At 72.5% G+C, this 10,555-nt stretch carries 10 protein-coding genes; 6 read left to right on the top strand and 4 right to left on the bottom strand.

Translation table 11 applies throughout. The features are described 5' to 3' along the window. Positions 1–111: 111 nt before the first annotated feature. A complete protein-coding gene (locus AB0D04_RS22950; RefSeq protein ID WP_362706263.1) occupies positions 112–1,134 on the bottom strand; it encodes an NADP-dependent oxidoreductase in 1,023 nt (340 codons plus the stop codon). Between the two features lie 117 nt (positions 1,135–1,251). Here AB0D04_RS22950 and AB0D04_RS22945 point away from each other — a divergent pair, with 117 nt between their 5' ends. Further along, positions 1,252–1,683, top strand: coding sequence for a MarR family transcriptional regulator (locus AB0D04_RS22945; protein WP_362706260.1), 432 nt, complete (start codon positions 1,252–1,254; stop codon positions 1,681–1,683). A gap of 106 nt (positions 1,684–1,789) precedes the next feature. Continuing rightward, positions 1,790–2,476 carry a disulfide bond formation protein DsbA gene (locus tag AB0D04_RS22940; protein ID WP_362706258.1) on the top strand — a complete coding sequence of 229 codons (687 nt, stop codon included), beginning with the start codon at positions 1,790–1,792 and terminating at the stop codon, positions 2,474–2,476. On the opposite strand, the gene AB0D04_RS22935 is transcribed toward AB0D04_RS22940, so the two are convergent. Next, a complete protein-coding gene (locus tag AB0D04_RS22935) occupies positions 2,469–4,121 on the bottom strand; it encodes an MFS transporter (RefSeq protein ID WP_362706256.1) in 1,653 nt (550 codons plus the stop codon). The two genes, AB0D04_RS22940 and AB0D04_RS22935, sit on opposite strands and share 8 nt — an antisense overlap. A 170-nt stretch (positions 4,122–4,291) precedes the next feature. On the opposite strand from AB0D04_RS22935, the gene AB0D04_RS22930 reads away from it, so the two are divergent. Next, complete coding sequence (locus tag AB0D04_RS22930; protein ID WP_362706253.1) at positions 4,292–5,254, top strand: GntR family transcriptional regulator; 963 nt, start codon at positions 4,292–4,294, stop codon at positions 5,252–5,254. Positions 5,255–5,544: 290 nt separating this feature from the next. On the opposite strand, the gene AB0D04_RS22925 is transcribed toward AB0D04_RS22930, so the two are convergent. Both AB0D04_RS22925 and AB0D04_RS22920 read right to left on the bottom strand, forming a co-directional pair. After that, positions 5,545–6,816, bottom strand: coding sequence for a helix-turn-helix domain-containing protein (locus tag AB0D04_RS22925; protein WP_362706250.1), 1,272 nt, complete (start codon positions 6,814–6,816; stop codon positions 5,545–5,547). Positions 6,817–6,847: 31 nt separating this feature from the next. Beyond that, on the bottom strand, positions 6,848–6,994 hold the full coding sequence (locus AB0D04_RS22920; RefSeq protein ID WP_362706247.1) for a hypothetical protein: 147 nt from the start codon (positions 6,992–6,994) through the stop codon (positions 6,848–6,850). Between the two features lie 328 nt (positions 6,995–7,322). Between AB0D04_RS22920 and AB0D04_RS22915 the strand changes: the two genes are divergently transcribed. The 3 genes from AB0D04_RS22915 to AB0D04_RS22905 all read left to right on the top strand — a co-directional run bounded on the left by AB0D04_RS22915 (position 7,323) and on the right by AB0D04_RS22905 (position 10,500). Continuing rightward, positions 7,323–8,312 (top strand): DUF3068 domain-containing protein, encoded by a 990-nt coding sequence (locus tag AB0D04_RS22915; RefSeq protein WP_362706245.1) that lies wholly within the window; start codon positions 7,323–7,325, stop codon positions 8,310–8,312. 237 nt (positions 8,313–8,549) lie between these two features. Next, positions 8,550–9,767: a glycosyltransferase family 4 protein gene (locus AB0D04_RS22910; RefSeq protein WP_362706243.1), complete on the top strand. Its 1,218-nt coding sequence runs from the start codon at positions 8,550–8,552 to the stop codon at positions 9,765–9,767. A 7-nt stretch (positions 9,768–9,774) separates the two neighbouring features. Then, entirely contained in the window at positions 9,775–10,500 is a 726-nt protein-coding gene (locus AB0D04_RS22905) for a class I SAM-dependent methyltransferase (RefSeq protein ID WP_362706240.1), read from the top strand. Positions 10,501–10,555 lie beyond the last annotated feature (55 nt).

Raw genomic sequence — 10,555 nt, 5'->3', positions numbered from 1 at the left:
CCGGGCGAGCCAGGCGCGCAGCGAGGCCACGAGGTCCCCGCGCCCGGTCGCGTCGTGCTCGCGCAGCGCCCGCAGCAGCCCGTCCGCGAACGCGCCCGGTCAGGCTCGTCGTCAGCTGTCCAGGCTCACGATCATCTTCCCGGTGTTCTCACCGCGGAGCATGCCCAGGAAGGCCTCGACGCCGTTCTCGATGCCGGGCACCTTGGTCTCGCTGTACTTGAGCTCGCCGGAGCGGATCCAGGCGGAGACCTCCTCCACGAACTTCGACTGGAGGTCGGAGTGGTCGCTGACCAGCAGGCCCTGCATGCGCAGGCGCTTGCCGATCACCATCGCGAGGTTGCGCGGGGCGGGGCTGGGCTCGGTGGCGTTGTACATCGAGATCATGCCGCAGACCGCGATCCGGCCGTGGACGTTGAGGGCGGAGATGGCCGCCTCGAGGTGGTCACCGCCGACGTTGTCGAAGTAGACGTCGATGCCCTCGGGCGCGGCCGCCCTGAGCTGGCCGGTGACGTCGTCGCCGTTCTTGTAGTTGAAGGCGGCGTCGAAGCCGTACTCCTCCACCAGGAGCTTGACCTTCTCGTCGGAGCCGGCCGAGCCGATGACCCGGGAGGCGCCCTTGAGCTTGGCGATCTGGCCGACCTGGCTGCCCACCGCACCGGCTGCACCGGAGACGAAGACGGCGTCACCCTCCTTGAAGGAGGCGACCTCGAGCAGGCCCGCGTACGCGGTCAGGCCGGGCATGCCCAGCACGCCCAGATAGGCGGTGAGCGGGGCGAGCGACGGGTCGACCTGGGCGGCGCTCCCGGCGTCCAGGACCGCGTACTCGCGCCAGCCCAGGCCGTGCAGCACATGGTCGCCGACGGCGAGCGAGTCCGCGCGCGAGGCGATGACCTCGCCGACCGCGCCGCCGTCCATCGGCCGGTCGAGCCGGAACGGCGGGACGTAGGACTTCACATCGTTCATCCGGCCGCGCATGTACGGGTCGACGGAGAAGGCGAGGTTACGGACGAGGATCTGGCCCTCGCCGACCTCGGGGACCGCGGCCTCGCGCAGCGCGAAGTCGTTCGGGGTGGGCCAGCCCTGCGGGCGGGCGGTGAGGTGCCATTCGCGGCCGGTTACGGGCAGTGCGGACATGAGAGCGATCCTCCAGCTTGCTTCGGCCCGAACACCTCAGGCCAGATACTTCAGGTGCTGAAACAACAATGCACCTCGATATTTCATGTTGTCAAGCAATTGGGTATCCTGGTCCGCATGACACCGCGTGCAGACCCCTTGACCGTCGAGGTCGTCGACCTGATCGGCACCGTCGTCGCCCGTTACTACGAGGAGTACGAGCACGCCGCGGCCGAGCACTCCCTCACCGGCGCGCAGGCGCGGGTGCTCAGCCTGCTCACCGTCGAACCGCTGCCCATGCGCAAGGTCGCCCAGCGGCTGAAGTGCGAGCCGTCGAACGTCACCGGGATCGTGGACCGCCTGGAGTCCCGCGGCCTGGTCGAGCGCCGCCCCGACCCGGCCGACCGCCGTATCAAGCTGGCCGCCCCGACCGCCGAGGGCGCCCGTACGGCCGAACGGCTGCGCACCTCCCTGGACTTCGCGCGCGAGCCGCTCGGCCAGCTGACCGTCGCCGAGCGCACGCTGCTCAAGCAGCTGCTCCAGCGGATGCTGGGCATCGCGCCGGAGTAGGCAACGGAAGGGGGTGGGCGGCCGCCGCCCGGAAGGGAATTGGCCCAGGGACGGCGGGGGTGAATGTCCCAGGTGGCCGGCACGGTGGCGCTCTGATCTGATCCGCATGACGTCCCAGAAGAGCCGGCAGCCCCGGCAGCCGCAGAGGCCCGAGAAGTCTCCGGGTGACCCCACCGCCGCCAGCCCCTCCCGCCACACCGTCGACTTCTCCTTCGACCCCATCTGCCCGTCCGCCTGGATCTCCTCGCGCTGGATCCTGGAGGTCGAACGGCACCGCGACCTGGACCTGCGGTTCCGGGTGATGAGCCTGTCGGTGCTCAACGAGGGCCGCGAGGACCTCCCCGAGAGGTACCGCGATCTGCTGGACAAGGGGTGGGGGCCGGTGCGGGTGTGCATCGCGGCCGCCCAGGAGCACGGCGAGGAGGTGCTGCGCGATCTCTGCACCGCGCTCGGCACCCGGATCCACAACAACGGCCGCGAGGACACCGCGACCGTCATCGAGAAGGCACTGGCCGAGGCCGGGCTGCCGGCCGAACTGGCCCGCGCCGCCGGGCGGGACACCTACGACGACGCGCTGCGCAAGAGCCACCACCAGGGCATGGACCCGGTCGGCGAGGACGTCGGCACGCCGACCCTCCACATCGACGGGGTCGCGTTCTTCGGCCCGGTCCTGATGGCGATTCCGCGGGGCGAGGAGGCGGTACGGGTCTTCGACGGCGCCCGCCTCCTGGCCGGTTACGACAAGTTCTTCGAGCTGAAGCGGACCCGTACCGGGGAGTTCGACTTCAGCTGAGGGAGCCGGGGGTGGCCGTCGCGGATCCGGCGGCCTCGGCCGGGTCCGTCACGGCAGCCCCCTTCCCGGCGTCCGGCGTCCCGGCGCCGGCCGGTTCCGCCGTCCGCACCCCCCGCAACAGCGCCACCGCCAGCACCGCCGCGCACACCATCATGCCCGCGGCGCCCAGCACCGCCGTCTGCAGCCCGTCGGTGAAGGCCGCCCGCGCCGCCGTCAGCAGCGCCTCCCCCGCCTGGCCCGGCAGCCGCTGGGCCACCGCCGCCGCACCCGCCAGCGTCTCGCGCGCCGCATCCGCCGCCCCCGCGGGGAGCCCGGCGGGCAGCGCGCCCTCCATGCCACCCCGGTAGACCGCGCCCCCGATGCTGCCCAGGATCGCCATCCCCAGCGCGCCGCCCAGCTCCGAACCGGACTCCAGCACCGCCGAGGCGGACCCGGCCCGCTCCGGCGGCGCGACACCGAGGGCCAGTTCATTGCCCAGCGACGCCACCATCACCAGGCCCGAGGCATAGACCGACGAGGCGACCAGGACGTACCAGAGGGCCGAGCCGGGATCCAGCCAGGACAGCCAGAGGAAGCCCGCGGCCGCAACGGTGAACCCCAGGGCGATGACGTATGCCCGGTCCATGCGCTGGGCGAGCGCGGTGGCCATCGGCGCCATTCCGCCCACCGCCAGCGTCGGCAGCAGATTCCACAGCGCCGCCTCCATCGGGCTCATGCCCCGTACGGACTGGAGGTACTGGGTGAAGAACACCGCACAGCCGACGATCGCGAACATCGCCAGCAGGTTCATCAGCACCGACACGCTGAAGCCGCGGTGGCGGAACAGTTCCATGTCGAGCATGGGGTGGCGGGCGGTGCGCTGGCGGTGGACGAAGGCCGCGGCGGCCAGCAGGCCGACGGCCAGGGCGATGACAGGCAGCGCGGACAGGCCGTTGCGGGCGATCTCCTTGATGCCGTAGACGACCGGCAGCATGGCCAGCAGCGACAGCAGCGAGCCGGGCAGATCGAAGCGGCCGGCCGCCGGGTTCTTGAACTCCGGCAGCAGCAGCGGCCCGCAGACCAGCAGCAGCACCATCGCGGGCGCGTTGATCAGGAAGACCGAGCCCCACCAGAAGTGTTCCAGCAGCGCCCCGCTGAGCACCGGGCCGACCGCGATGCCGCCCATCATCGCCGCCGACCAGATGGCGACCGCCTTGCCGCGCTGCTTGGCGTCGTGGAAGAGATTGCGGATCAGGGCGAGCGTGGACGGCATCAGGGTCGCGCCGCCGATGCCGAGCAACGCCCGTGCGGCGATGAGCATTTCGGCGGTCTGAGCGTATGCGGCGACCCCGGAGGCGAGGCCGAAGAGGAGGGCGCCGGACAGCAGCAGCCGGCGGCGGCCGATGCGGTCGCCCAGCGCGCCCATGGTGATCAGCAGGCCGGCCAGGACGAAGCCGTAGACGTCCAGGATCCACAGCTGCTGGACGCTGCTGGGCTCCAGCTCCTGGGTCAGGAACGGCACCGCGAAGTAGAGCACCGAGACGTCCATGGAGACGAGGAGGCAGGGCAGCAGGAGGACGCCGAGCGCGGTCCACTCGCGGCGGCCGGCCGGCGGACGGGGTGCGGGCAGGGGCGCGCCCGAGGATGTGTACGAGGTAAACGGCATGGGTGACACGGTAAGCAGGGTGCGCTTACGGTGCAAACAGCGGGCACAACAAGGGAGTTGGAGATGCATCACACTAGTGCACCTGCCTAGTGCAAGGCGCTGGTAAGGCGCGCACTGCTACCCTCACAGCCCGCCAAATGACCCTGGTGCACTAGTACGGAGGACTACCCGTGGCGCAGCCCGAACCGCCGCCCTTCCGCCGGATCGTCGACGAGATCCGGCGCCGTATCGACTCCGGCGAGCTGGCGCCGGGCGACCGGGTGCCCTCGACCCGGCGGATCACCCAGGAGTGGGGCGTGGCGATGGCGACCGCCACCAAGGTGCTGACGACGCTGCGCCAGGAGGGCGCCGTACGGGCCGTGCCGGGCGTGGGCACCGTCGTGGCCGAGCCGCAGCGCGCGCCGCGCGGCGAACCGTCCCGCGAGCGCCGCACGCGGGAGACCGAGAGCGGGCTGAGCCGCGACCGCGTCGTACGGGCCGCGATCAAGGTCGCGGACGCCGAGGGGCTGCGGGCGCTGTCGATGCGGCGGGTGGCCGCCGAGTTCGGGGTGTCCTCGATGGCGCTCTACCGGCATGTGGCCGGCAAGGACGAGCTCGTGCTGCTGATGGCGGATGCCGCGTTCGCGGACGTCGAACTGCCCGATCCCGCGCCGGACGGCTGGCGGGACCGGATGGAGGCGGGTGCCCGGCTGCAGTGGGAGCTCTACCGGCGGCATCCGTGGCTGGCGCAGTATCTGTCGATCACCCGGCCGCAGCCGATGCCGCGGGCGATGGCGCTGATCGAATGGACGATGTCGCGGGTGGCGGGGATGGATCCGGTGACGCTGATCCATATGGCGGTGACGCTGCTGAACCACGTACGGGCCACCGCCGCCGGGTTCGAGGACGATCTGGAGGCGGAGCAGGAGTCCGGGATGGACCAGAACCAGTGGATGGCGGCCATGGAGCCGGTGTTCGAGGGCATCCTCACGTCCGGTACGTATCCGATGTACTCGGGGGTCGACGGGAGCGAGGAGGACGCGCTGACCCTGGAGACCCTCTTCGAGTTCGGGCTGGCCCGCCTGCTGGACGGGATGGAGGCGCTGGTCGAGCGGCGGGGGGCAACGGGGGGCGGCGGGCGGCACACCACCTAGGGGGTGGGCGAACACTTCCCGTAGGGGATGGGTGCGCCCCCTGCGGGGCCACAACGCGGTGGGGCGGGGTGGTATTCCCGTGGCGCACCGCGTCGGCCAGGACCGCGGACGCGTGATCGGCAACGGCGCCGGACGGACGCGGCCGGCCCAGGTCCCGCCCGGTCGGCCCAGTTCCCGCCCGGTCGGCCCAGTTCCCGCCCGGCCTGGCCCAGGTCCCCGCCGCCCGCCCAACTCCTCACCGGTCTGACCCAACTCCCCGCCGGCCTCGCCCAACTCCCCGCCGGCCTGGCTCAGCTCCCGCCGCCCTGGCCCAGCTCGCCCCGTAATCTGCGGGCCCGTAACACCAGCTCCAGCTCGAAGCGGCGGTCCGGATCGTCCACCTCCGTGCCCCACAACTCCCGTATCTGGCGCAGCCGGTAGCGCACGGTCTGCGGATGGACGCCGAGCCGGGCGGCCACCTCGGGGGCGCCGCCGCGGGTCTCCAGCCAGGCCAGCAGGGTTTCGGCGAGGCGGCGGGCGTGGGTGGGGCCGCAGCGGGTCAGCGGGGCGAGGCGGCGGCGGGTGAGGTCCTCGATCAGCTCCTCGGGCGGCAGCAGGACCAGCGCCTCGGTGTGCTCGGTGCACTGGAGCAGCTCGCCCGCGGGCAGCAGTCCGCGCTCCATCAGGTCGACCGCGGACCCGGCCCAGCGCAGTGACTTGGCGGCGTCGAGGAGCGGTACGGCGGGCCCGATCGCGCCCGACCAGCCGGCCGCCGCGCGGGCCAGCAGCTCGCGCCGCCCGGGGGCGTCCGGCTCGGGCACCACCATCCGGGGCCGTTCGCACTCCATGTCCAGCAGGACGTCGGAGGCGACGGCGGGCGCCACCGCCTCGCGGGCCGGGCGCAGCAGGACGGCGACGGCGACGCGTTCGGGCAGCGGCCAGCCGATGCGGGCGGCGCGTTCGGCGAGCGTGAAGAACGGCCCGGTGGCGACCCGCCCGGCCGCGCCCGGCCCGGTACGCCCCGGCCGGGAACGCCCGCCGCGGCTCGCGAACAGCTGCTCCATCAGGCGGCGTTGCAGCCGCAGCCGCTCCCCGGCCTGGCGGGCGGCGGCCTCGGCGTAGCCGCGGACGGATTCGGCGACCAGTCCGTCGAGATACTCGAAGCCCGACTCGGCGAGTTCGTACATCGCGGGTGCCGGGATGGCGACCTGCTGGCCGATCTCGGCGAGCCGCCGCCAGGCGAGTTTGACGCCGAGGCGGTAGATGGCCTGGAGGGCGTCCAGGCTGCGGCCCTGGATGCCCTCGCCGCGGCCGAATTCCTGGAAGACCTGCGGGTGGACGTGCGGCCGGTCCAGTCCCGCCGTCATGTGCTCGACGAAGTGCTCGAGCGACTGCCGGATGCCCACCAGGGCACGCGGTTCGCCGAACTCATCCGGGACGAGCTGCAGTTGGGGGTATTCGCGGCGGATCTCGTGCAGGATCCCTTCGGCCAGTGCGGGCACCTCGTCCAGGGCAAGGGCGGCGAACCGGCGCACCTGGTAGGGCGGGACCTCCCGCCAGGCGGAGCGTACGGCGGTCACCACGGCGCGGTCCTCCTGCGCATGCCCGGCCGACCTATTCGCCGGTCCGGTCGAAGGTCACCAGGGGCACATTGGGCTGCTCGGGGGTGGCGTCCAGGGCGGCGGCGATACCCAGCGCGGCGCCGACGGCGAGCGCGGCGGCGGCCAGGGCGGTCAGTGCGGCGGCGAGCGTTCGGTGCATGGCGCGGCGAGCCCTTCGTCGATGCGGGGGACCTGGGCCGGTCCCCGTCGAGGCTGGTTCGGCACACGGCACGGCCCCAGGACGTACGGGCCGGGCGCTCGGATCGGGCGCTCGGATCGGGGCGTACGGGCCGCAAGGTCGGGGCCTGCTCGGTGCCGCGTCCCACAGCGCGGCACCACGGCAGTCGTGGTGCCTGCCGAGTGTGGAAGGGCATTGACGCGCTGTCAAGAGTTCGCTTACGTTCCCGGCCCATGGTGCCCTGGGTCCCACCGGCGCCGCCGCACGTGCACCAGAGCGTGTTCCCCTCACCGCTTCCAGGAGTGCTCGTATGCCTGATTCCGGCAGTCCCGCCACCCCCGCCGCCGCGGCCCGCACCGCCTCGCCCCTCTCGCTGATCCTGCTGGGGACCGGCGTCTTTCTGCTGGTCCTGGCCCCGCTGCTGGCCTGGTACGTCACGCCGCGGGCCAAGGCCACGCCGGTCGATGTCGACGTCACCACCGTCTTCACCGGCACCGGCAGCTACTTCGACACCGAGGCGCTGCGGACCCGGAAGCGGCAGAAGATCACCATCACCCGGCATGTGCTGGGCGATGTCGCGGCGAGCGAGGAGAGCGGGCGGGCGGTGTGGGATGTCTCCACGGCGGTCGACACCCCGAGGACGCTGGCGCTGAAGGATCCCCGTAAAGCGTTCCAGTGGACGACCGAGCGCTGGGTCACCGACCGGCGCAGCAACGCCCCCGTGCACTGCTGTGGGGAGGCGCCGACGCGGTTCGACGGCGATGCGTACCTCAAGTTCCCCTTCGATGTGGAGAAGAAGAGTTATCGCTGGTGGGACAACACCCTGGGGGCCGCCGTACCGCTCCGGTTCGCCGGTACGAAGAAGATCCAGGGGTATCCGGGCTATCGCTTCACCGGCAGCGTGCCGGCCACCAGGACCGGCAGCCGGCAGGTGCCGGGCAAGCTGGTCGGCCGTCCGCGGCAGGGCCAGATCCAGGCCGAGGAGTGGTACGCGAATTCCGGGATCGAGCTGGTCGTGGAGCGGCGTACGGGGCGGATCCTGTATGCGGCGATCTCGCCGCTGAAGACGCTGCGTGCGCCCGGTGGCCGGCGTGATGCGGTGACCCTGTTGCGCGGTGAGCATCTGCGGTTCACGCCCGCGACGCAGCGGGCGCAGGTGCGGCTGGCGACGGCGGACAGCGACAGGCTGGCGCTGGTGAGCGGGCCGCTGCCGGTAGGTGCCGCGATGGCGGGCGGGGCCGGGGCGCTGATCGGGGTGGTGCTGGTGGTGCGAGGGAGGCGGGGGGACGGCCAATCCTGAGCGAAGTGATGAACCGTCAGGCAAACGGGGCCGGGATTTTGTCACTCCCGTGAGTAGCCGCGGCGCACCGCGCGGCGAAAACTAACCACCCCACACCGGCAACACCCTCGCAACACCCGCACCGCCCTTGCACCGCCCCGCCCCTGCACCACCCCGCCCTTGCACCGCCCCGAACGACTCAGCCCGCAGTACGTCCCCCACCGCTGGTACCGCACCCTGAGACGAGTTGGAGCGCCCATGCCCCAGCACGTACAACCGTCCCCGCCCCTTGCGCCCTCCCCCGGCCCGTCGTCCCCCGGCCCGTCCCCCTCCGGGCCGCCCCCGCTCCCCCGCCGTATCGTCTTCCTCGCCCGCCGCGACCTGGGCAACCCCGCCGCCGGCGGCTCCGAGCTGCTGGTGGACAAGATCGCCGACGGGCTCACCGCACTCGGCCACCAGGTCACCCTGGTGTGCGGCGGGCCCTCCCCCGAGCTCTCGGCTCCGCTCGAGCGGGGGGACCCCCATGAGCAGGGAGGTACCCCCACCGCCCGCAGCTACCGGGTGGTCTCGGCGGGCGGTGACGCCGGTCACTTCCTGCGCGCACCCCGCGAGTTGGCCCGCCGGGCCGACGACTGCGATCTGCTGGTCGAGGTGTGCAACGGGATGCCGTATCTGGCGCCGCTGTGGCACCGCGGCCCGACCCTGTGCCTGGTCAACCACGTGCATACGGACCTGTGGGGGATGCGCTATCCGCGGCCCGCCGCCCGGCTCGGCCGCCGGCTGGAGCACTGGGCGCTGGCCGGCACCCACCGCCGCAATCTGATGGTCGCCGTCTCCGGCTCGACCGCGTCCGCGCTGCGCGACCTCGGCGTGCAGCGGGACCGTATCCGGCTCGTGTACAACGGCGTCGAGGAGCCGGGACCGCTCGTCCCCAAGGCGCCCGAACCGCTCTTCCTGGCCATGGGCCGGCTCGTCGAGTACAAGCGGATCGATCTGCTGCTGCGGCTGTGGGAGCGGGTCCGTCCGGTGACCGGCGGCCGGCTGGTGATCGTCGGCGACGGCCCGGAGCGGGCACGACTGGCGGCGGCGGCCGGCCCCGACGTCACCTTCACCGGCCGTATCTCCGAACAACGCAAGCATCAACTCCTGTGCTCTGCCTGGCTGTTGCTGCATCCGTCGCTGGTGGAGGGCTGGGGACTGGTGGTCATGGAGGCCGCCGCCCGCGGTACGCCCGCCCTCGGCTTCGACATCCCCGGACTGCGGGATTCCGTCGAGGACGGCGTCACCGGACTGCTGGCCCGCGGCGAGAGCGCATTCGCCGCCCACTGGTGCACCCTCGCGCTCAGCGCCCGCCGCCGGGACGCCCTGGGCCGCGCGGCCGAAGCGCGAGCGGCCCGCTTCAGATGGAGCCATACGGTCAGCAGCTTCCGGGCGGTTGCCGCGGAGGCATTCCTCAGCGCACTCCCCGGGCGGTGAGGGCCCCGTGCGAGACCCCTCGCTGCGCAGGTCCTACGCCCTCTTCCGCGCCTTTCTGCGGGAGCAGACCGAACCGGAACACTGTTACACGCTGCTCGCCAGGGACGCCGCCGACCAGGTGGAGCGCCATACCCCGCTCAAGGGTGCGGTGGTCGCCGATGTCGGCGGTGGCAGCGGCCACTTCACCGAGGAGTTCCGGCGGCGCGGCGCCCAGGGGCTGCTCTTCGAACCCGATACGGCCGAACTGACCGCGCGCGGCCGCATCCCCGACGGGGCGGTGGTCGCCGACGGCTATCTGCTGCCGCTCGCCGACGGCGCCGCCGACATCTGCTTCTCCTCCAACGTCCTGGAGCATGTCGCCGACCCACAGACCTTCCTGAGCGAAATGGCCCGGGTCACCCGCCCCGACGGACTGATCTACGTCTCCTTCACCAACTGGCTGTCCCCCTGGGGCGGCCACGAGACCGCACCCTGGCACTACCTGGGCGCCGAACGGGCCCGCGCCCGCTACCGGCGCCGCACCGGCCGCCCCGCCAAACACACCCTGGGCGAGAACCTCTTCGCCGTCCACATCGGCCGCACCCTGCGCCAGGTCCGCGCCCGCGACGATGTCGCGATCGTCTCGGCCCGCTCCCGCTACGCGCCGTTCCTCGCCGAGACCATCCCCCGCCTCCCGGGCGTCCGCGAAGTCGCCACCTGGAACCTTCTCCTCATCCTCCGGCGGTTGCCATGACTCAGACGCCCAAGGCGTCCCAGACAGCGAAGGCGTCCCAGACATCAGAGGGATC

The sequence above is a fragment of the Streptomyces sp. NPDC048483 genome (assembly GCF_040651455.1).
Taxonomy (GTDB): Bacteria; Actinomycetota; Actinomycetes; order Streptomycetales; family Streptomycetaceae; genus Streptomyces.
This window is presented reverse-complemented; position numbering and strand designations above follow the sequence as displayed.